Below are 20,965 nucleotides of genomic sequence, written 5' to 3'. Positions count from 1 at the left end.
GATCGCCGTTTTTTTTGCGTCTGATTTTCAGAGAATCGCACGATAGTTGGCTAACACCTTTACCGACTCGACTAGTCCTTGCCGTTGGAGAAAGCCAAGATATTTGTCCACCTCCACATTGGGCGTTTTCAATTGCCGTCGCTGGCTTTGAGCCGCAGCGACGACGGCAGCCGAATCAAGATGGAAAAGGTTTTCCACAAACTCATCCGGGTGCTGAGCTTCAATGCCGTATGGCGCGAGGTGACGGGTGGGGAAATCTTTCAGGTTGAACGTCACTATTACATCGGCACCGCATCGGATTGCGGCCGCTAGAACATGGCGATCGTTCTCATCAGGCAGTGTCAGGCCTGACACCAAGTCTTCATAGCCATCGATACACGCGTCTGGAATGGCCAGGTCCATCAATTGCGATGTGCGATCGAGTTGTTCGAGGGTCAGGTCGGATCTGTTCTTCAATAAGTTACGCTTCCATTCGTGGTGTATTTCCTGAGTCCAGCGAGCCCGATACAGCCCTGACAACGCGAGCCACATCAGGAAATCTCTTAGAGGGGCCGGATATAAAACGCATGCATCGTATACAGCAGTGAAAGAGGAATGCCTCACTCGTATCCTGTCCTTAGCGCCTGTGCCTGCTCCGCGAGAAGCATCATTGCCTGCTCGCTGGCGGTGTCTCGCCGGGTTTTATATTCCATCAGATCGGCAAAACGCACACGTCGGTGCTTGCCTGTTTTGTGGTAGGAAATCTCACCGCGCTCCAGCAGTTTGATCATGTGCGGACGTGAGACGTTGAGCAGATCGGCAGCTTCCTGCGTGGTCAGCTCCGCGTGGATCGGTACCACCTTCACAGCGTTGCCCTGCGCCAGCGCCGCGAGGATATCGCTCAGCAAGCGCAACGCCGATGTTGGCAGCTCGACGCTGTGGGCTTCGTTCTGTTCATCAAAAATCTGGATTCGCTGAGTTTCAAAACCGCTTGCGAGAAATGCGGTCAGGGCGCGCTGGCCTGCAATCGCGGCTTTGACCTCACGTTCGACGGGCAGATTGATGGCGGATGGAGTAGCGGTGGTCATAAGACAGTTCCAGCATTGTAAGGAAGATCCGCGGACGTTATTCGAATCAAACGAAATTCGCAATAAACGAAACTGGTTCAGGAATACTTTGTAAAACAACCAACCATCACCCCGTCCCACTCTGTGCTTGAGTAAAGATAACTCTAGAGTTACTTTTAATGGGCCAGGCCAAGGAGGCGGTTGGTGCAGAGCAGGCTATTGATGAAGGAGCTGGAGGAGGCGGGCTGGACGCTGGATCGGGTTGCGGGCAGTCATCACATCTTCACTCATCGTTACAACCCGAACACGATTGCCGTCCCGCATCCGAAAAAGGATTTACCGCTGGGGACAGTCAAAAGCATTCGGCGGCGCGCGGGGTTATTCAGCCCGCCAACCCGTCATGAAGGAGATCCGTAATGCAATATCCCATCTGCATCGAGTGGGGTGACGAGAACACTGCCATCGGCATTCAGATCCCCGATATTCCCGGCGCAGTCACGGCCGGGGACAGCTTTGAGGAGGCCTACAACGCGGCCGTGGAAGTGGCTCACCTCATGCTGCAGGAGATCGCGGCGGCCGGTCAGGCGATTCCGATGCCGACCTCGGCAGCGGCGCATCGCAGCCATCCGGATTTTGCCAGGATGGGCTGGGGCATGCTGGAGCTGGATATCTCGCCGTATCTGGGCAAGACCGAGAAGGTCAACGTTACGCTGCCCGGTTATGTGATTCAGCGCATCGATCGCTATGTGCGCGAGCACAACGTGAAAAGCCGCTCGTCGTTTCTGGCGGATGCGGCGATGGAGAAACTGGTTCGGTATTGAAGGCTTGTCCAATTGTGGGAGCGAGCCTGCTCGCGAAGGCGTCAGGTCAGGCACTCATCTGGCTGACACACCGCGTTCGCGAGCAGGCTCGCTCCCACACTGGTTTTGTGTATTGCAGTGATTCGCAGGTCACCCAAAACCTGTGGGAGCGAGCTTGCTCGCGAAGCTTTTGACGCCCTCAAGCCGTGGCCAATGAAGCGCGTCGTGAAGTGCTCAAAAACCGCAACAACGCCAGCAACGGAAACACGCTGCCAACAATCACGATCCACAACCAGCCGCCATGCTCGTATACCGCGCTGGCCACCGAGGAGCCGAAGGCGCCGCCGATGAAGATGCTGGTCATGTACAGCGCGTTCAAACGGCCACGACTTTTCGCGTCCAGCGAGTACACCGCGCGTTGGCCCAGGACCATGTTCATCTGCACGCAGAAGTCGAGTACCACGCCGGTTACGGCCAGGCCGATGACGCTGTAGGCCGGGTGAATGAAGGCGGGCAGGAAGCTCAGGCTGGCGAAGAGCATGGCCAGCAGCGAGGCGATGCGTGTGTGGCCGGCATCGGCGAGACGGCCGCTGATCGGCGCGGCGATGGCTCCGATAGCGCCGACCAAGGCGAATATCGCGATTTCGCTTTGCGACAGGCCATGGTTGCGCGCCAGCTCCAGCGGCACGGCGGTCCAGAACAGGCTGAACGTGGCAAACATACAGCCCTGATAAAACGCCCGGTGACGCAGCACCGGTTGCTGGCGCAGCAGCGTCCACAGCGAGCCGATCAATTGGCCATAAGTTGCGCTGTGATCTGGCTGGCGCTTGGGCACGGTCAGCGCCAGCACCATGCTGATCGCTGCCATCAGCGCTGCGGCGATCATGAACATGGCGCGCCAGCCGAGGTGATCGGCGACCACGCTCGACACCGGTCGCGCCAAAAGAATACCCAGCAGCAAACCGCCCATGATCCCGCCAACCACGCGGCCACGGGACTCTTCCGGCGCCAGATGCGCGGCCAGCGGAATCAGGATCTGCACCGACACCGAGCTGAAGCCGACCAGCAGTGAGATCAGCAGGAACACGTTGGGCTGCTCGGTAAACGCTGCGCCAAGCAGACTGGCGATTGCCACCAGCGTGGTGATGATCATCAGCCGCCGGTTTTCCAGCAGATCTCCCAACGGCACCAGAAAGAACAGGCCCAACGCATAGCCGATCTGCGTCAGCGAGACGATGAAACTGGCCATGGTGTCGGAGAGGCCGATGTCCGGCGCGATCAGGCCGATGATCGGTTGTGCGTAGTAGATGTTGGCAACAATGGCGCCGCAGCAAAACGCGAACAGCAGGACCATGCCTCGGGTCATTGCGTGAGGAGTGGTGGTCATAGGGGATCTCGGGTCGAGCACAGGAAAGCGATGAGGCTAATGGACAGCGCGGGTTAGCAGAAGACGTTTTTGGATGATAACTGTTATTACGTTGTGTAATGACTGGTTTTGAAATCTGGGTCAAAGGGGCGGGTAGGGTCTTGTATTTCCTGGTACACCCATAAAAGCCCCTCACCCTAACCCTCTCCCAGAGGGAGAGGGAACCGATCGGGGGATGCTTGGGAGGTACGCCGACCTGATGATTATTCGCTGAATCCACAACGGTCGAATCCAAAAATTATCTCTCTCGATCCATAATCGACTCGGTCCTGCAGGTCGATGTCTGACTTGAGTCACCTCGGTCGGCCCCCTCTCACAATGGGAGAGGGCTGGGGTGAGGGGCTTCTGGCTCAACAAAAAAGGCGACCCCAGCGGGTCGCCTTTTGATTTTTTCAGATCAAGACTTACTGCCCGCTATAAATCTGATCGAACACGCCACCATCATTGAAGTGGGTTTTCTGCACCGTGCGCCAGTCCCCAAAGGTCTTCTCCACCGAAAGGAAGTCGACTTTCGGGAAGCGGTCGGTGTACTTCGCCAGCACCGTCGGGTCACGCGGGCGCAGGTAGTTGGCCGCCGCAATTTCCTGTCCTTCCGGCGACCACAGGTACTTCAGATACTCGTCAGCCGCAGCGCGCGAGCCTTTCTTGTCGACGACTTTATCGACCACCGAAACCGGTGGCTCGGCTTCTGCGGAGACGGTCGGGTAGATGACTTCGAACTGATCGCGACCGAACTCGCGAGCGATCATTTCCGCTTCGTTTTCAAAGGTCACCAGCACGTCGCCGATCTGGTTGGTCATGAACGTGGTGGTGGCGGCGCGGCCACCGGTGTCCAGTACCGGCGCCTGCTTGAACAGCTTGCCGACGAAGTCCTTGGCCTTGTTCTCGTCGCCGCCGTTTTTCAGCACATAGCCCCAGGCTGACAGGTAGGTGTAGCGGCCATTACCGGAAGTTTTCGGGTTCGGCACGATCACCTGTACGCCGTCCTTGAGCAGATCCGGCCAGTCTTTCAAGGCCTTCGGGTTGCCCTTGCGGACGATGAACACCGTCGCCGAGGTAAACGGCGCGCTGTTGTTCGGCAGGCGCGTGACCCAATTGTCCGGGACCAGTTTGCCGTTGTCGGCGAGGGCATTGATGTCGGTGGCCATGTTCATGGTGATGACGTCAGCCGGCAGGCCGTCGATCACCGAACGCGCCTGCTTGCTCGAGCCGCCGAAGGACATCTGCACGGTGATGTTCTCCTTGTGCTCGGCTTGCCAGTGCTTCTGGAACGCAGTGTTGTAGTCCTTGTAGAAATCGCGCATCACGTCGTAGGAAACGTTGAGCAGCGTCGGTGCTGCCTGGGCGATGTTGGCCAAGGCCAGGCCGGCGGCGAGAAGTGAGGCGCCAAAGAGTTTTTTCACTGCGCATTCCTTGTTCTATGGGGTGTCGTGTCAAAAATGAGGCGATTTGCCAGCGACTATAGCGGGCCTCGCATAGTCGCTTAAAGATTAAAAAGCTCTGTGCTTATTCCAGTTTCTTGAACAGCTGACTACCGCAGCGCGAACAGAACGCCGCGCTCTGCTCGTGGATCTTTTTCTGACAGCCCGGGCAGTCAGTTTGCAGCTGCTCGCCGCGCATCGCATTGGCCAGTTCTGCAGTAAAAATCCCTGTGGGCACGGCGATGATCGAGTAACCGGTGATCATCACCAGCGAGGAAATCACCTGGCCCAGCGGCGTCTTCGGCACGATGTCGCCGAAGCCCACAGTGGTCAAGGTTACGATCGCCCAATAGATGCCCTTGGGAATACTGGTGAAGCCATGCTCCGGGCCTTCGATCACGTACATCAGCGTGCCGAACACCGTCACCAGCGTGCACACGCTGACCAGAAACACGACGATTTTCTGCTTGCTGCCGCGCAGCGCCGACATCAGATAGTTGGCTTGCTTGAGATACGGGCTGAGCTTGAGCACGCGGAAAATCCGCAGCATCCGAATGATGCGGATGATCAGCAGATACTGCGCATCGCTGTAATACAGCGCGAGGATGCCCGGCACGATCGCAAGCAGATCCACCAGACCATAAAAGCTGAAGGCATAGCGCAGTGGCTTGGGCGAGCAGTACAGACGCAGGATGTACTCGCCGAGGAAAATCGCCGTGAAGCCCCACTCGATATAGGCCAGAACGTCGGCGTAATTACGGTGAATGCTGTCGATACTGTCGAGCATCACGATCACCAGGCTGGCGAGGATGATCACCAACAGGATGCCGTCGAAGCGACGCCCGGCCGGGGTGTCGCTCTGGAAAATCATGACGTAGAGCCGTTCGCGCCAATTGTTGCTGCTGTCCATGGATAACGCCTGAATCGAAGATCAGCGCAGCCTAGGGTGATTCTCCTCGTGAGCGCAAGACTCATGCGCAAGCGACGCTTTGCCAAGCATTTGAATGCCGGCACGAATCAACCAGCAGGCGAGGATGAACGGCGCGGTCAGGGTGGCCAGCCCGAGGGCGGCAAACAGCGGCGTCACCAGCAGGGCCAGGACAATGGCGAGCAGCGGCAGCCACGGATTTTGTCGCTGAGCGCTGAAGGCGAGGGCGGCGAGTACAGCGTTGTAGCCACCGAGTCCGAGCAGTGCGGCGGACGTTTCGTGGTGCAGCAGACTCGAGCCCAGGCCGATCGCCGACGCCAGCAGCGCCCAGCAGAACGCACGGCGATCGGCAATCAGCAGACCGCTGGCAATCAACGCCCCGGCCAAAGGATGGTCGAGGAACATAACCTGGCCGAATCCGCGCAGTTCAGCGGCCAGCAGATTTGTCGTGTTCAGGTCGACCGATGCCACCGGCGCGGACGGTTCGGCGAACATCAGCAGCACCCAGCTGAGCGCCACGAACGGCGAGGTATACGCCGGTATGGCGCGACTGCGGTACACATGTTTGAGCCATTGCTGAGTGAGCATCGCACTCAAGCCGCCCGCCGCAAGAATCAACGGCGGCAGCAGTGGCGACCAAGGGAAATACAGGCTCAGCAGCAGGCCGAGCAGCACGCCGTTGTAGCTGAACAACCCGGCCTGGCGATCGGCCTTGGCGTAGTTGCGCCGTTGCGCGGTGAGCAGACCGGCGACGCCACCGAGCAGCGCCCCGGCGAACAGCACCGGCGCCGTCAGCAGAATTGCCAACAGACACAGCAGGCCGCACAGCGGATGGCGCTGGAAGAAAATCTGACTGAAACCGTTGAGCAAAGCCTCGGCCCAGTCGGGGCAGTGGGTGTTGAAGTGATTGGCAGGCATGGCAGTTCTGAAAGTCAGGGAAAACCGAGGCGCCTGCTTCGCGAGCAGGCTCGCTCCCACATGGATCTGCGTCCAGTCTCGGTTCTGTGATCGACACAGAACCAATGTGGGAGCGAGCCTGCTCGCGAAGAGGCCGGTACAAGCGCTAAATCAACGTCTCAATGCGCAGCGAATTGGTCGACCCCGGCTGCCCGAACGGCACGCCGGCGGTGATCAGCAGCGTGTCGCCACGCTCGGCCATCCCTTGCGCCTGAGCAATCTCCAGCGCGGTCGAGCAGACTTCGTCGACCTGACGCAGGCGATCGTTGACCACCGAATGAATGCCCCACGCCACGCTCAAGCGCCGCGCCGTTTGCAGGTTCGGCGTCAGATTGAGGATCGGCGCTTTCGGCCGCTCGCGCGATGCGCGCAACGTCGAGGCGCCCGACTCGCTGTAATTGACCAGCACCGCCACCGGCAACACGTTGCTGATCCGGCGGATCGCGCAACTGATCGCATCGGAAACGGTCGCCTCGGCTTTCGGTCGGCTGACGTCGAGCTGAGTCTGGTAATCCGGGCCGTTCTCAACCTGACGGATGATCTTGCTCATCATCTGCACCGCTTCCAGCGGGTATTCACCAGAGGCGGTTTCCGCCGAGAGCATCACCGCATCGGCGCCTTCGGCCACGGCGTTGGCGACGTCGGTGACTTCGGCGCGGGTCGGGGCAGGGGAGAAGCGCATCGACTCGAGCATCTGCGTCGCCACCACCACCGGTTTGCCCAGCGCACGGCAAGTGGTGATGATGTTTTTCTGAATCTGCGGCACGCTCTCCGCCGGCACTTCAACACCCAGATCCCCGCGCGCGACCATGATCGCGTCGCTCAACTCAGCAATCTCACGCAGTTGCTCGACCGCCGAAGGCTTCTCGATTTTCGCCATCAAAAACGCCTTGTCGCCGATCAATTCGCGGGCTTCGACAATGTCTTGCGGACGCTGCACGAACGACAACGCAACCCAGTCGACGCCCAGCTCCAGACCGAAACTCAGATCGCGGCGATCCTTGGCGGTCAGCGGGCTCAGGTCGAGCACCGCTTGCGGCACGTTCACGCCCTTGCGATCGGACAGTTCGCCGCCGTTGAGCACGCTGGTGTCGATCGCATCGGCGTACTTGGTGACCACACGCAGGCGCAGTTTGCCGTCGTCGAGCAGCAGATCCATGCCGGCTTCCAGCGCAGCGATGATCTCTGGGTGCGGCAGGTTGACCCGGCGTTCATCGCCCGGTGTCGCATCGAGATCGAGACGGAAGGCCTGACCGCGATGCAACTGCACTTTGCCGTCAGCGAACTTGCCGACCCGCAGTTTCGGCCCCTGCAGATCCATCAGAATGCCCAGCGGGTAGTTGAGCTGGCGCTCGACTTCGCGGATCCACTGATAGCGCTTGGCGTGGTCGGCGTGATCGCCGTGGCTGAAATTCAGCCGGAAGATATTGACCCCGGCCTCGACCAGCTCGCGGATGTCGTCGATACCATCGACCGCCGGGCCGAGGGTGGCGAGGATTTTGACCTTTTTATCAGGCGTCATGATTTGCAGTTCTCAAGGATCAGAATGGCGCGGAAGTCGTTGACATTGGTGCGGGTCGGCTCGGTGACGATCAGCGCATCGAGCGCCTGGAAGTAGCCGTAGCCGTTGTTGTTATCCAGCTCGTCGCTGGCGCTCAGACCCAGTGCGGCGGCGCGGGCGTAGCTGTCCGGGGTCATGATTGCGCCGGCGTTGTCTTCCGAGCCGTCGATGCCATCGGTGTCGCCGGCCAGTGCGTAGACGCCGGGCTGGCCCTTGAGACTGTCGGTCAGGCTGAGGAGGAATTCGGCGTTACGCCCGCCACGGCCATTGCCGCGCACGGTTACCGTGGTCTCACCGCCGGAGAGAATCACGCAGGGCGCCGCCAGTGGCTGGCCGTGATTGATGATCTGTCGGGCGATGCCGGCGTGGACTTTCGCCACTTCACGGGATTCGCCTTCGAGGTCGCCGAGGACCAGCGTGCTGAAACCGGCCTGACGGCATTTCACCGCAGCGGCATCCAGCGATTGCTGCGGGCGGGCGATCAACTGGAAATGGCTGCGTGCCAGGCTCGGGTCGCCGGGTTTGACCGTTTCCGATTCCGGGCTTTGCAGCCAGGTGCGCACGGAGGCGGGAATGTCGATGCCGTAGCGCTTGATGATCGCCAAGGCTTCGGCGGAAGTGCTCGGGTCGGCCACGGTCGGGCCGGAAGCGATGACCGTGGCGAGGTCGCCGGGCACATCGGAAATCGCGTAGGTGTAAACCGTCGCCGGCCAGCAGGCCTTGCCGAGGCGGCCGCCCTTGATCGCCGAGAGGTGCTTGCGCACGCAGTTCATCTCGCCGATGGTCGCGCCGGATTTGAGCAAGGCCTTGTTGATCGACTGCTTGTCGGCAAGGGTGATGCCTTCGGCCGGCAAGGCGAGCAGGGCAGAGCCGCCGCCGGAGAGCAGGAAGATCACGCGGTCCTCTTCAGTCAGGTTGCTGACCAGCTCCAGCACGCGTTTGGCCACGGCCAGACCGGCGGCGTCCGGCACCGGATGCGCGGCTTCGACCACTTCGATTTTTTCGCACGGGGCGCCGTGGCCGTAGCGGGTCACCACCAGGCCGGTGACTTCACCCTCCCAGCAACGCTCGACCACTTGCGCCATGGCAGCAGCGGCTTTGCCGGCGCCGATGACGATCACTCGACCGCTGCGATCGGCAGGCAAATGGGCTTCGAGGACTTGGTTCGGATGCGCCGCGTCGATGGCTGTGGCAAACAGCTCGCGCAGCAGTTGTTGCGGATCGACCGACATGGCGGGCTCCCGGAATTCTTGTTATTCGAATGGGCGACTCAGATCCCTTGTGGGAGCGAGCCTGCTCGCGAACGCGGTATGTCAGCCAACTTGGATGTTGAATGTGAAGCCGCTTTCGCGAGCAGGCTCGCTCCCACAGGGTTTTGTGCAGGCTTTATTTGTTGTCGCGAATCGAGAAATTGGCCATGTGTTCCAGGCCCTTGATCAGCGCCGAGTGGTCCCAGTTGCTGCCACCGATGGCGGCGCAGGTGCTGAACACTTGCTGGGCGTTGGCGGTGTTCGGCAGGTTGATGTTCAGCTCCTTGGCGCCTTGCAGGGCCAGGTTCAGGTCCTTCTGGTGCAGGCTGATGCGGAAGCCCGGGTCGAAGGTGCCTTTGATCATGCGCTCGCCGTGCACTTCGAGAATCTTCGAAGAAGCGAAACCGCCCATCAGCGCTTCACGCACTTTGGCCGGGTCGGCACCGTTTTTCGAAGCGAACAACAGTGCTTCTGCAACGGCCTGAATGTTCAGCGCGACAATGATCTGATTCGCGACCTTGGCAGTCTGACCATCGCCATTGCCACCGACCAGGGTGATGTTCTTGCCCATGGCCTGGAACAGCGGCAGGGCGCGTTCGAAGGCATCGGCGTCGCCACCGACCATGATGCTCAGGGTCGCGGCCTTGGCTCCGACTTCACCGCCGGATACCGGAGCGTCGAGGTACTGCGCGCCTTTCTCATTGATCTTGGCGGCGAAGGCTTTGGTCGCGGTCGGCGAAATCGAGCTCATGTCGATGACCACTTTGCCCTTGCCGATACCAGCCGCAACACCGTCGGCGCGGAACAGCACGTCATCGACCTGCGGGGTATCCGGAACCATGACGATGATGAATTCGGCTTCCTGCGCCACTTCGCGCGGATTGGCCAGGGCGACGGCGCCAGCGGCGACCAGATCGGCCGGGGCAGCGTCGTGGTGTTGCGACAGGAACAGGCTGTGACCGGCTTTCTGCAGGTTCGCCGCCATTGGGTGGCCCATGATGCCGGTGCCGATGAATCCGATTTTAGCCATGAGAAAATCCTCTTGTTTTTGTCGTGCCCCCAACCCATGGCTGGTGAGCTTTTGTGGCGAGGGGATTTATCCCCGTTGGGCAGCGCAGCTGCCCCAGATTTTTTGCAGTGCGTGGTCAATCAGATTGCGTTATGGGTTTTCAACCAACCCAGGCCCGCTTCGGTGGTGGTCAGCGGTTTGTACTCGCAACCGACCCAACCCTGATAGCCGATGCGATCAAGGTGTTCGAACAGGAAGCGGTAGTTGATTTCACCGGTGCCCGGCTCGTTGCGCCCCGGGTTGTCCGCGAGTTGCACGTGGTTGATCTCGCCCAGGTGCGATTGCAGGGTGCGGGCCAGATCGCCTTCCATGATTTGCATGTGATAGATGTCGTATTGCAGGAACAGATTGGCGCTGCCGACCTGTTCGCGAATCGACAGGGCTTGCGCCGTGTTGTTCAGGTAGAAGCCCGGGATGTCGCGGGTGTTGATCGCTTCCATCACCAGTTTGATGCCCACCGCTTGCAGCTTGTCGGCGGCGTATTTGAGGTTGGCGACGAAGGTCTTTTCCACGGTGGCATCGTCAACGCCTTGCGGGCGGATACCGGCCAGGCAGTTGACCTGAGTGTTGCCCAGCACTTGTGCGTAGGCGCTCGCCAGATCAACCCCGGCGCGGAATTCTTCGACCCGATCCGGCAGGCAGGCAATACCGCGCTCGCCCTTGGCCCAGTCACCGGCCGGCAGGTTGAACAGCACTTGGGTCAGCCCGTTGGCCTCGAGTTTTGCCTTGATTTCAGCCGAGCTGAAGTCGTACGGGAACAGGTATTCCACGCCACTGAAACCGGCCTTGGCGGCGGCGTCGAAACGGGCAAGGAAATCCTGTTCGGTGAACAGCATGGACAGGTTGGCTGCGAAACGCGGCATGGTGGTCTCCCGTAAATCTTGTGAGGTCCCCTGTGGGAGCGAGCTGTGGCGAGGGGATTTATCCCCGTTCGGCTGCGAAGCAGTCGTAAACCATTGTATGCGGTGTACCTGATACGCCGCGGTTTCAGGTTTTGAGGCCGCTTCGCGCCCTAACGGGGATAAATCCCCTCACCACACAGGCTCGCTCCCACAGGGAGAGCAGTCAGCAGTTAATCGAGCAACGAAATCGCCGTCGGCGCGTCATTGCCGACCAGTGCCAGGTCTTCGAACTCGTTGACCGCGTTGATCTCGGTACCCATGGAGATGTTGGTCACACGCTCCAGAATGATCTCGACGATCACCGGCACCTTGAACTCTTCGATCATCTGTTCGGCCTTGCGCAGGGCAGGGGCGATTTCCGACGGTTCGAACACACGCAGCGCCTTGCAGCCGAGGCCTTCGGCGACTGCGATGTGGTCAACCCCGTAACCGTTGAGTTCCGGCGCATTCAGGTTATCGAAGGACAGCTGCACGCAGTAGTCCATTTCGAACCCGCGCTGCGCCTGACGGATCAGGCCCAGGTACGAGTTGTTCACCACGACGTGGATGTACGGCAGTTTGAACTGAGCGCCGACCGCCAGTTCTTCGATCATGAACTGGAAATCATAGTCCCCCGACAGGGCCACGACTTTGCGGTTCGGATCGGCCTTCACCACGCCCAGCGCCGCCGGAATGGTCCAGCCCAACGGGCCGGCCTGGCCGCAGTTGATCCAGTGACGCGGCTTGTAGACGTGCAGGAACTGCGCGCCGGCAATCTGCGACAGACCGATGGTGCTGACGTAGCAGGTGTCCTTGCCGAACACCTGGTTCATTTCTTCGTAAACGCGCTGCGGTTTGACCGGCACGTTGTCGAAGTGGGTCTTGCGATGCAGGCTGGCCTTGCGCTGCTGGCAATCCTGCAGCCAGGCGCTGCGGTTCTTCAGCTTGCCGGCGGCTTGCCATTCACGGGCGACTTCGATGAACACGGTCAGCGCTGCGGCGGCGTCGGAAACGATGCCCAGATCCGGGGTGAACACGCGGCCGATCTGCGTGCCTTCGATGTCGACGTGAATGAACTTGCGGCCTTCGGTGTAGACATCCACCGAACCGGTGTGACGGTTGGCCCAACGGTTACCGATGCCCAGCACTACGTCGGATTTGAGCATCGTCGCGTTGCCGTAACGGTGCGACGTCTGCAGACCAACCATGCCGACCATCAGCGGGTGATCGTCCGGGATGGTGCCCCAGCCCATCAGGGTCGGGATGACTGGAATACCGGTCAGCTCGGCGAACTCCACCAGCAGGTCGCTAGCGTCGGCGTTGATGATGCCGCCGCCGCCGACCAGCAATGGACGCTCGGCCTGATCCAGCAGCGCCAGAGCCTTCTCGACCTGTACGCGGGTTGCGGTCGGTTTGGCCAATGGCAGCGGTTGGTAAGCGTCGATGTCGAATTCGATCTCGGCCATCTGCACGTCGAACGGCAGATCGATCAGCACCGGGCCTGGACGGCCGGAGCGCATTTCATAGAAAGCTTTCTGGAACGCGTAAGGCACCTGGCCCGGCTCCAGAACGGTGGTCGCCCACTTGGTCACTGGCTTGACGATGCTGGTGATGTCGACTGCCTGGAAGTCTTCTTTATGCATACGGGCGCGAGGTGCTTGCCCGGTGATGCAGAGGATTGGAATCGAGTCGGCCGAGGCGCTGTAGAGCCCGGTGACCATGTCGGTACCGGCCGGGCCGGACGTGCCGATGCACACGCCGATGTTGCCGGCCTTGGTGCGGGTGTAGCCCTCGGCCATGTGCGAGGCGCCTTCAACGTGGCGAGCAAGGACGTGATCGATGCCACCGACCTTCTGCAAGGCGGAGTACAGCGGGTTGATCGCTGCGCCCGGGATGCCAAAAGCGGTATCAACCCCTTCACGGCGCATCACCAGAACGGCGGCTTCGATTGCTCTCATTTTGCTCATGGTTTTGTGCCTCTTTACGTTTTGTAATTGTATACAAGTGGCTTTGCGCAGAGTGTATTCACGGCGGACGGCGCAGGTCAATCCATTTTCTCAAGCGCCTGTTTCATTCGTCGGAAGCCCGCTGTGCTGTGGCTTTTCGTCGCATGTGGCGCTTTTCGAGAATTATTGTATACAAAAATATACTTCATTGTGTTCTATTTGTGTCATCGGACTGCGGCACAAACGCGCAGTCCCACGACTTTCCCTATAACAAAATGAGGACGGCACCATGAGCGCTTTAACCTTGAAAGTCGCAGTCAACCTGGTCAGCGAAGCCATCAACGCAGGACGCGGCATCAACGCCGCGCCGCTGACCATCGCGGTGCTCGACACCGGCGGCCACCTGATCGCCCTGCAACGCGAAGACGGCGCCAGCCTGCTGCGCCCGAACATCGCCATCGGCAAAGCCTGGGGCGCCATCGCCTTGGGCAAAGGCTCACGCCTTCTCGCCCAGGACGCCCAACAACGCCCGGCGTTTTTTTCTTCGTTGAACAGCATGGGGCAGGGCAGCGTCGTCCCGGCACCTGGTGGCGTGCTGATTCGCAACCAGGCCGGTGAAGTGCTCGGCGCGATCGGGATCAGTGGGGATTTGTCGGATGTCGACGAGCAGGTGGCAATTAAAGCGGTAGAGGCGCTGGATTTGAGGGCGGATGGCGGGGTGACTGTTTGAATGTCAGTGTCTGAATAACCGCTTTCGCGAGCAGGCTCGCTCCCACATTGAGTTTGGGTTGGACACAAAGTGTTCGAGTGTTCGAAAGCCCCTGTGGGAGCGAGCCTGCTCGCGAATAGGATCTGCGCTACACATCTTGCTAAAAGTCTGACGCTCCCTTTGCGATCTCCACGGCTAGCCTTCTCATGATCAACCTATGAGAAGGCAACGGAATGCCGGGTTTATCTGCTTCACATCGCTTACGCATCGGACGCTATTCAGAACACAACCGCATTTACCTTCTGACCGCCAATACCGCCGGGAGAGAACCCGTATTCAGCGATTTCTTCCTTGGCAGAATGCTTGTAAGCCAATTCCGGGCAGTTGAGGAAACGGGATTGGCCAATTCTCTGGCTTGGGTCGTAATGCCAGATCACTTTCACTGGCTGATTGAATTGAAGAGTGGCTCGCTCGGCGAATTGATGCAGCGAACCAAATCCCTCAGCACCAAAGCGGTAAAGCTTTCGACCGGTCGAAAGAACAGCCTTTGGCAACCTGGCTTCCATGACCGTGCACTGCGTAAAGAGGAGAATCTGGTGAAGATGGCTCGGTATGTCATTGCCAACCCATTGCGGGCAGGGCTGGTCAAAAGCCTTGGCGACTATCCGTTGTGGGATTCGATCTGGTTATGAGTTGAGATCTGCGGTGCGGCCATTCGCGAGCAGGCTCGCTCCCACAGGGGAATGCATTCCAAATGTGGGAGCGAGCCTGCTCGCGAAGCGGTTCCCCCGATCTCACTGATCCGGCTCACACCCCTTCAACACCAACCGGATGATCGTCTGCGCGGCCGCTTCATAATCGGCTTCATCGAGCTTGTCCTTTCCGGTCACCGCGGAAATCTGCCAGTCGAAGTCGGCATAGGTCTGGGTCGCGGCCCAGATGCTGAACATCAGGTGGTTGGGGTCGATCGGGGCGATCTGGCCGCGGTCGATCCAGCTCTGGATGCAGGCGATGTTGTGTTTGGCCTGGGCGTTGAGCTGCTCGACCAGGTCGGCGCTCAGGTGCGGGGCGCCGTGCATGATTTCGCTGGCGAACACCTTGGAGGCGTAGGGCAGGTCGCGGGAGATGCGGATCTTCGAGCGGATGTAGCCGCTCAGCACCTCGCTCGGCACGCCGTCCGGGTTGAACGGGGTCGAGGCCTGCAGAATCGGCTCGATGATGCTTTCCAGCACCTCGCGATAGAGGTTTTCCTTGGATTTGAAGTAGTAGTAGACGTTGGGCTTGGGCAATCCCGCCTTGGCGGCGATGTCGCTGGTTTTGGTCGCCGCGAAGCCCTTGTCGGCAAACTCTTCGCTGGCGGCGCGCAGGATCAGTTCTTTGTTACGCTCGCGGATTGTGCTCATAAACCCGGTGGTTCCTTGCCTGTTCTGGCGGTGGCGCATGGTAGCACCGGCCTTGAGCGGCGCTCAACAATGCAGCCTGTGGCCGGCGGTCGCGTTATGCTTGGCAACATTCATACACAGAAGGAAACAGGATTCATGGCAGGAAGCAGTTTGCTGGTGCTGATCGATGACATCGCCACCGTTCTGGATGACGTTGCATTGATGACGAAAATGGCCGCGAAGAAGACTGCCGGCGTGCTCGGTGACGACTTGGCGCTCAACGCCCAGCAGGTTTCGGGTGTACGCGCCGAGCGGGAAATTCCCGTGGTCTGGGCGGTGGCCAAGGGTTCGTTCGTCAACAAACTGATCCTCGTGCCGTCGGCACTGGCAATCAGTGCTTTCGTACCGTGGCTGGTGACGCCGCTGTTGATGGTCGGCGGTGCGTACCTGTGTTTCGAGGGTTTCGAGAAGCTCGCGCACAAGTTCTTGCACAGCAAAGAGGAAGACGAGGCCGGTCATGCGCAGTTGACCGAGGCTGTGGCCGACCCGGCCACTGATCTGGTGGCTTACGAAAAGGACAAGATCAAAGGCGCGATCCGCACTGACTTCATTCTCTCGGCAGAAATCATCGCCATCACCCTCGGCACCGTGGCAGATGCCTCACTGACTCAGCAAGTGGTGGTCATGTCCGGCATCGCCATCGTCATGACCGTCGGCGTTTACGGTTTGGTGGCGGGCATCGTCAAACTCGACGACCTGGGTCTGTGGCTGACACAGAAACCCGGGCAGATGGCGAAAAGGATCGGCGGCGGCATTCTCAGCGCCGCGCCGTACATGATGAAAACCCTGTCGGTGGTTGGCACGGCAGCGATGTTCCTGGTCGGCGGCGGCATCCTCACCCATGGCGTGCCGGTGCTGCATCACTGGATCGAAGGCGTCGGCGCAGCGGCAGGGAGCGCCGGGTTCGCCGTGCCGATGCTGCTCAATGGTGTTGCGGGGATTATTGCTGGCGCAGCGGTGTTGGCGGTGGTTTCGGTCGTAGGCAAGCTCTGGAAAGCGCTGAAGGGTTAATCAGCAACACATAACAAGTGTGGGAGCGAGCCTGCTCGCGAATGCGGTAGTTCAGTCAATATCGATGTTGACTGAAACTCCGCGTTCGCGAGCAGGCTCGCTCCCACAGTGTTTTGCGGCAGCCGATTTACTCGGCAATCTGCAACTTGCGCGCCTCGGTATACACGTACCGCACTTTCTCGTACTCGAACGGCGAGTTCATCTGGCCGTAGCGGAAGCTGGTCTGGTAGCGCTTGTCGATTGCACGCAAGGCCCAGACTTCCGGATGGTTGGAGCTGACTTCCGCGACGTTGAGGAAGTTGATCGCAGTGTCGGCGGTGTAATCCACGGCCAGACCTGCGGTGTCGCGGATGTTCGACGGGCCGAAGATCGGCAGTACGAAGTAGGCGCCGCCTGGTACGCCGTAGAAGCCCAGCGTCTGACCGAAGTCTTCGTTCTGGCGCGGCAGGCCCATGGCGGTGGCCGGGTCCCACAGGCCGGCGATGCCGATCGTGGTGTTGAGCAGCAGGCGCGCGGTGGTTTCCATCGAGCGCTGGCCCTTGAACTGCAACAGGCTGTTGACCAGGTTCGGCACGTCGCCAATGTTGTTGAAGAAGTTGCTCACCCCGGTACGCACAAAGCTTGGCGTGATGTAGCGATAGCCATCGACTACCGGCAGGAACACCCACTGGTCGAAGCGATAGTTGAAGTGGTAGACCCGGCGGTTCCACGATTCCAGCGGGTCATAGACGTTCAGCGCGTTGAGCGTCGAACGTTCGAACTCGCGCTGGTCCAGGCCCGGGTTGAACTTGAGTTTGGTCAGCGGTTCCTTGAAGCCGTCGCTGTCGACCACTACCGGGGCATCGGCTTTACTGTTGTCGGCCTGGGCCACGCCTGCACAGAGGAACGCTGCAATCAGCAGGAGATATTTAGCCACGGAAGAACTCCAGCATGGCGTCGCTGTTGACGCGGTAGTTAAGGTTGCCGCAGTGGCCACCCAGTGGATAAACGGTCAGGCGATCACCGAAGGTTTTACGCAGGAAGCCCAGGTCGCCAGGGCCGAGGATGACGTCGTCGGCGTTGTGCATCACGGCGATTTTCGGGCTGTCGTGCAGGTAATCCTTGAGCGCATACAGGCTGACCTGATCGATCAGTTGCAGCAGGCTGCCGCCATCAGTGCGCGCGCGCCACATCGGAATAACCTGCTCGGTGATGTAGCAGTCGAAATCGCATTGCAGCGCACGCTTGAGGAACGGCGTGAGGCTGGTGCCTTCGGTGATCGGGAATTTCGGCGGGGTGATCAGGCCGCGACGGTTGACCAGGTCCGAGGTGTAGGCAATATCGGCTGCCGAGAAGCGGAACGACGTGCCAATCAGCATGGCCATCTGTTCGTTGGTCAGGTGCTGCTTGGACTGCTGGAAGTCATACAGCAGCGCATCGTTGAGGTCGATGTAGCCTTTCTGCTGGAAGTAGCGGGTCAGCTTGCTCAGTACCAGTTCATAGAAGGTGGTGCTGTTGTTGATGCCTTTCACCTCGGTCTGTACCAGCTTGTCGAGGTTGGTCACCGAGGTATAGAGGTTGACCGGCGGGTTCAGCAACAGGACTTTCTTGAAGTTGAAGCTGCGGCGCGTCTCGTCCAGATGCGCGACGAACGCGGCATCAAGGGCGCCGAGGCTGTAGCCGGTCAGATAGTACTCGGTGACCGGCAGTTTCGGGTTCTGCGCCCGCACGGCCTGCATCACCCGGTACATGTCTTCGGCGTCTTCCTTGGTAACGCCCGGGGTGGCGAAACGCGAAGCGGCGCTGATGAAGTCGAAGCTGGTCGGCGACGACAGTTGCACGACGTGGTAGCCGGCCTTGTAGTAAAGCTTTTTCAGGTATTCGTTGAGCGTGCTGTCAAAGCGCGCGCCGGTGCCGGCGATAAGGAAGATCAGCGGCGCCGGTTTGTCCTGCGTGGCGATGCGGTAAGTGAGCTTCTTCACTGCCCAGAAATTGTCCGGCAGCTGGAATTCACGCTCCGGGCGCAGGGTGAGGCTGCGGTCCGTTTGATTGATGTCGTCGTCCAGCGGCAACTCCGGACGCAGGTCCGGTGGGGTCGTGGCGATCGTCGCCTCGAACGGGTTGGTCAGCGGGTAGCCATAGCTGGCGGCGTCGATATCCACCGCCAGCGCGGACGCACTCAAGATAAGGCCGCTGAACAGCGCGGCGAAGCGCAAGGAACGGAGCATGACTAGATCCCTTAGAGGAAGGTGCCGATTGAAGTTCGCAGGCTATGACCACCGGCCGTGCGCCAAAGTGCCATGCTGCGGCACCAAACAGGCGGAATTCGGGGTAATAGTAGCTGGACGATACACGTTGCAAGGGCTCGCTGAACAGTTAACAGTTGTTAGTGCTTGCGAATGCCGGTCGGCAGATTAAGCTGGCCGCCGATTTCCGCAGATTGGAGTGCTCCATGTCCCGCCGCTTGCCCGTGATTGCGCTGCTCGTTTTGTTGCCGCTGTGGCTGGCCGCCAGCTATGCCGCGCGCTATGGCTTCATGGAAGACGGGCAGTGGGTGGGCATCTGCGTTGACGAGGCCAGTCGTTGGGAATGCGTGGTGCGTGCGAATCTGGGGCTGATGATCCATTTCAAGGTGTTGGGCTGGGCGGCGGTGGGCACGGCGGCATTGGCGTTTGTCGTGCCGGGACGGGCAGGGTGGTGGCTGGCGGTGCTGGCGCTGGTGTTCGGCCTGCCGGCGCTGGCGTTGTACAACACGACGTTGGCGGTGTTTGCGGTGGTGATTGCCGGGTTGCGCCTGGTCCGCGAGTCCCGCAGCGCCTGACAGTCAGTCATCGCGGGCAAGCCCGCTCCCACAGGGGATTTGTGAACGCCACAGATCCAATGTGGGAGCGAGCCTGCTCGCGAAGAGGCCTGAACCGCTCTGATGATCAGAGGTTGCGAACCCGCAGGCAGCGCCACAACGCCACCACCATCAATCCACTCACCAACGCCCAGCCCCAGGCCTGCTGATTCAGCATCCCTTCCTGATACAACTGCGGTGCAATCCCCGCACCGACGATAAAGGTCAGCAGAGCAATCTCCCGGCGCGGCACGCTTACCGGACGGCACAGGTAGACCAACGCCGGCAGCACGAACGCCATGCTGGCGAAACTGCGATAGCGCGGATCGAAGACCATCTCCAGCATCATCACCGCCGCGGCAAAACCGGCGGCTGCGACCAGCCACCCGGCGCGACGCTCAAGGAAATCGAACGCGCGCGAACGCCAACCGCTGCGTGCACTCAACGTCAGCGCGGCATGCGCGAGCACCAGCAAATTCAACCCGGTGAGCAAACCGACCCACAGCCATTCACCGGCAAAGCGCGTGGTCAGCCGCGCCAGATCGCCCCAGGCGCCAATCGAGCAAGCAGCAACGGCGCCAAGCAGCGGCAGCAGCAGCGCCGAACGAGTGCTGCGAACGGCACCGCCAAGGATCAGCGTGCCGAAGAAGATCAAGCCACCGACCGCCAGCCACTCTTTCCAGTACGGCACATTGCTCACCGGCCCGGCGAGCACGCCCTTGTCCTGGCGATCGGCATCGAACAGGCCCCAATAACCACCGACCGCGCCTTCACTGCCGCGTTTCCACGGCTGGTCGAAGGCTTCGATCAGGTTGTAGCGCCAGCCTTCCTGCTCGGCCATCGTCACGAAACCACGAATGAATTTTGCCTCGTTGACCCGGCTCGGTACGGCTGTTTCACGCTGACGGCCTTCGCTCGGCCAGCCGGTTTCGCCAATCATCACGTCTTTGGGCGCGAACTTGTTGCCGAACACCTGACGCACATCCGCCACATGCTGCAGCGCCACGTCGATGTTCGACGGATCGTCTTCCCAGTACGGCAGCAGGTGAATGGTCAGAAAGTCCACGGCCGGGGCGATTTCCGGATGCTTGAGCCAGAATTCCCAGACATCGGCGTAGGTCACCGGTTGCTTGACCTGGCTTTTGACCTTGTTGATCAGCCGGGCCAGTTGCGCGCCGGTGACCTCTTTGCGCAGCAGCGCTTCGTTGCCGACGATTACGGCTGTGACCACGTCGGGGTTGGCATTGGCCGATTTGATCAGCAGCTCGACTTCCTGCTCGGTGTCGATCGGGTTGCTGTTGACCCAGGCGCCGATCATCAACTTCAGACCGTGTTTGCGCGCCAGATCGGGCAGGGCTTCGAGCCCGGTCATCGAGTAGGTGCGGATGCATTCAAAGCGCGTCGCCAGCAGCGCGAGGTCGGCGTCCATGCGCTCGGGGCGCAATTTGAACGGCACGTCGAACGGCGATTGGTCTTTGTCGAACGGTGTGTAGGAGGCGCATTGCAACTTGTGCGTCGGCGTCGCGGCGTCCGGCAGGATCACCGGTTGGCCGAGGCCATACCAGAAACCGCCAAGGGCCAGGAGCCCGAGCAGGCAGGCGAACAGATAAGGCAGAAAAGGAAATCGGTACGTTGCGGACATGGTCAGGCCGAGTGGCTGCAAAGCGACGCATGTTACCTGCATTTATAGAAGGGCTGGT

Annotated in this window: 21 protein-coding genes; 6 read left to right on the top strand and 15 right to left on the bottom strand. The window is 60.2% G+C overall.

Going from position 1 to position 20,965, the window contains the following annotated elements; all coding sequences use genetic code 11:
- Positions 1-27: 27 nt before the first annotated feature.
- Positions 28-603: a PIN domain-containing protein gene (locus PspCFBP13508_RS24790; protein WP_130911964.1), complete on the bottom strand. Its 576-nt coding sequence runs from the start codon at positions 601-603 to the stop codon at positions 28-30.
- Positions 600-1,067 (bottom strand): helix-turn-helix domain-containing protein, encoded by a 468-nt coding sequence (locus PspCFBP13508_RS24785; protein ID WP_130911976.1) that lies wholly within the window; start codon positions 1,065-1,067, stop codon positions 600-602. Before PspCFBP13508_RS24785 ends, PspCFBP13508_RS24790 begins: the two co-directional genes overlap by 4 nt.
- 183 nt (positions 1,068-1,250) lie before the next feature.
- On the opposite strand from PspCFBP13508_RS24785, the gene PspCFBP13508_RS24780 reads away from it, so the two are divergent.
- Positions 1,251-1,463, top strand: coding sequence for a type II toxin-antitoxin system HicA family toxin (locus tag PspCFBP13508_RS24780; RefSeq protein WP_076566640.1), 213 nt, complete (start codon positions 1,251-1,253; stop codon positions 1,461-1,463).
- Entirely contained in the window at positions 1,463-1,867 is a 405-nt protein-coding gene (locus PspCFBP13508_RS24775) for a type II toxin-antitoxin system HicB family antitoxin (RefSeq protein WP_137215991.1), read from the top strand. Before PspCFBP13508_RS24780 ends, PspCFBP13508_RS24775 begins: the two co-directional genes overlap by 1 nt.
- A gap of 178 nt (positions 1,868-2,045) precedes the next feature.
- Here the strand turns inward: PspCFBP13508_RS24775 and PspCFBP13508_RS24770 are convergent, their stop codons facing one another.
- From PspCFBP13508_RS24770 to gcl, 9 genes are all read right to left on the bottom strand, one after another.
- Complete coding sequence (locus PspCFBP13508_RS24770; RefSeq protein WP_137215990.1) at positions 2,046-3,233, bottom strand: MFS transporter; 1,188 nt, start codon at positions 3,231-3,233, stop codon at positions 2,046-2,048.
- 443 nt (positions 3,234-3,676) lie between these two features.
- Positions 3,677-4,675, bottom strand: a complete 999-nt coding sequence (locus tag PspCFBP13508_RS24765; protein ID WP_137215988.1) for a sulfate ABC transporter substrate-binding protein — start codon at positions 4,673-4,675, stop codon at positions 3,677-3,679.
- A 103-nt stretch (positions 4,676-4,778) separates the two neighbouring features.
- The gene (locus PspCFBP13508_RS24760; protein ID WP_137215987.1) at positions 4,779-5,603 is read right to left on the bottom strand and encodes an ion transporter; all 825 of its coding nucleotides are present in this window, start codon (positions 5,601-5,603) and stop codon (positions 4,779-4,781) included.
- Positions 5,604-5,624: 21 nt separating this feature from the next.
- A complete protein-coding gene (locus PspCFBP13508_RS24755; RefSeq protein WP_130911960.1) occupies positions 5,625-6,539 on the bottom strand; it encodes an urea transporter in 915 nt (304 codons plus the stop codon).
- A gap of 145 nt (positions 6,540-6,684) precedes the next feature.
- Positions 6,685-8,100 (bottom strand): pyruvate kinase, encoded by a 1,416-nt coding sequence (pyk, locus tag PspCFBP13508_RS24750; protein WP_137215985.1) that lies wholly within the window; start codon positions 8,098-8,100, stop codon positions 6,685-6,687.
- The gene (locus tag PspCFBP13508_RS24745; RefSeq protein ID WP_137215983.1) at positions 8,097-9,371 is read right to left on the bottom strand and encodes a glycerate kinase; all 1,275 of its coding nucleotides are present in this window, start codon (positions 9,369-9,371) and stop codon (positions 8,097-8,099) included. The genes pyk and PspCFBP13508_RS24745 overlap by 4 nt, the downstream gene beginning before the upstream one ends.
- Positions 9,372-9,525: 154 nt before the next feature.
- The gene (locus PspCFBP13508_RS24740) at positions 9,526-10,419 is read right to left on the bottom strand and encodes a 2-hydroxy-3-oxopropionate reductase (protein WP_016771028.1); all 894 of its coding nucleotides are present in this window, start codon (positions 10,417-10,419) and stop codon (positions 9,526-9,528) included.
- Positions 10,420-10,538: 119 nt separating this feature from the next.
- Positions 10,539-11,321 carry a hydroxypyruvate isomerase gene (gene hyi, locus PspCFBP13508_RS24735; RefSeq protein WP_137215982.1) on the bottom strand — a complete coding sequence of 261 codons (783 nt, stop codon included), beginning with the start codon at positions 11,319-11,321 and terminating at the stop codon, positions 10,539-10,541.
- Between the two features lie 209 nt (positions 11,322-11,530).
- Positions 11,531-13,306 carry a glyoxylate carboligase gene (gcl, locus tag PspCFBP13508_RS24730; RefSeq protein WP_137215980.1) on the bottom strand — a complete coding sequence of 592 codons (1,776 nt, stop codon included), beginning with the start codon at positions 13,304-13,306 and terminating at the stop codon, positions 11,531-11,533.
- Between the two features lie 268 nt (positions 13,307-13,574).
- Between gcl and PspCFBP13508_RS24725 the strand changes: the two genes are divergently transcribed.
- Complete coding sequence (locus PspCFBP13508_RS24725) at positions 13,575-14,015, top strand: heme-binding protein (protein ID WP_137215978.1); 441 nt, start codon at positions 13,575-13,577, stop codon at positions 14,013-14,015.
- 212 nt (positions 14,016-14,227) lie between these two features.
- On the top strand, positions 14,228-14,686 hold the full coding sequence (locus tag PspCFBP13508_RS24720; RefSeq protein WP_137215976.1) for a transposase: 459 nt from the start codon (positions 14,228-14,230) through the stop codon (positions 14,684-14,686).
- A gap of 102 nt (positions 14,687-14,788) precedes the next feature.
- Here PspCFBP13508_RS24720 and PspCFBP13508_RS24715 read toward each other — a convergent pair whose 3' ends face one another.
- Positions 14,789-15,397: a TetR/AcrR family transcriptional regulator gene (locus tag PspCFBP13508_RS24715; RefSeq protein ID WP_051600396.1), complete on the bottom strand. Its 609-nt coding sequence runs from the start codon at positions 15,395-15,397 to the stop codon at positions 14,789-14,791.
- 135 nt (positions 15,398-15,532) lie between these two features.
- Here PspCFBP13508_RS24715 and PspCFBP13508_RS24710 point away from each other — a divergent pair, with 135 nt between their 5' ends.
- Positions 15,533-16,447 carry a DUF808 domain-containing protein gene (locus PspCFBP13508_RS24710; protein ID WP_137215974.1) on the top strand — a complete coding sequence of 305 codons (915 nt, stop codon included), beginning with the start codon at positions 15,533-15,535 and terminating at the stop codon, positions 16,445-16,447.
- A gap of 127 nt (positions 16,448-16,574) precedes the next feature.
- Here the strand turns inward: PspCFBP13508_RS24710 and PspCFBP13508_RS24700 are convergent, their stop codons facing one another.
- The gene (locus tag PspCFBP13508_RS24700; RefSeq protein WP_024012144.1) at positions 16,575-17,363 is read right to left on the bottom strand and encodes a VacJ family lipoprotein; all 789 of its coding nucleotides are present in this window, start codon (positions 17,361-17,363) and stop codon (positions 16,575-16,577) included.
- Positions 17,356-18,654 carry a serine protein kinase PrkA gene (locus PspCFBP13508_RS24695; RefSeq protein ID WP_016771020.1) on the bottom strand — a complete coding sequence of 433 codons (1,299 nt, stop codon included), beginning with the start codon at positions 18,652-18,654 and terminating at the stop codon, positions 17,356-17,358. Before PspCFBP13508_RS24695 ends, PspCFBP13508_RS24700 begins: the two co-directional genes overlap by 8 nt.
- 224 nt (positions 18,655-18,878) lie before the next feature.
- Between PspCFBP13508_RS24695 and PspCFBP13508_RS24690 the strand changes: the two genes are divergently transcribed.
- Positions 18,879-19,247: a hypothetical protein gene (locus PspCFBP13508_RS24690; protein WP_137215972.1), complete on the top strand. Its 369-nt coding sequence runs from the start codon at positions 18,879-18,881 to the stop codon at positions 19,245-19,247.
- Between the two features lie 106 nt (positions 19,248-19,353).
- Here PspCFBP13508_RS24690 and PspCFBP13508_RS24685 read toward each other — a convergent pair whose 3' ends face one another.
- Positions 19,354-20,949 (bottom strand): beta (1-6) glucans synthase, encoded by a 1,596-nt coding sequence (locus PspCFBP13508_RS24685; RefSeq protein ID WP_137215971.1) that lies wholly within the window; start codon positions 20,947-20,949, stop codon positions 19,354-19,356.
- Positions 20,950-20,965 lie beyond the last annotated feature (16 nt).

The sequence above is a fragment of the Pseudomonas sp. CFBP13508 genome, assembly GCF_005233515.1.
In the GTDB taxonomy this organism is placed as follows: Bacteria; Pseudomonadota; Gammaproteobacteria; order Pseudomonadales; family Pseudomonadaceae; genus Aquipseudomonas; species Aquipseudomonas mercuritolerans.
Note: the sequence above shows the minus strand (reverse complement) of the source record. Positions and strands in the feature narration are given on the sequence as shown.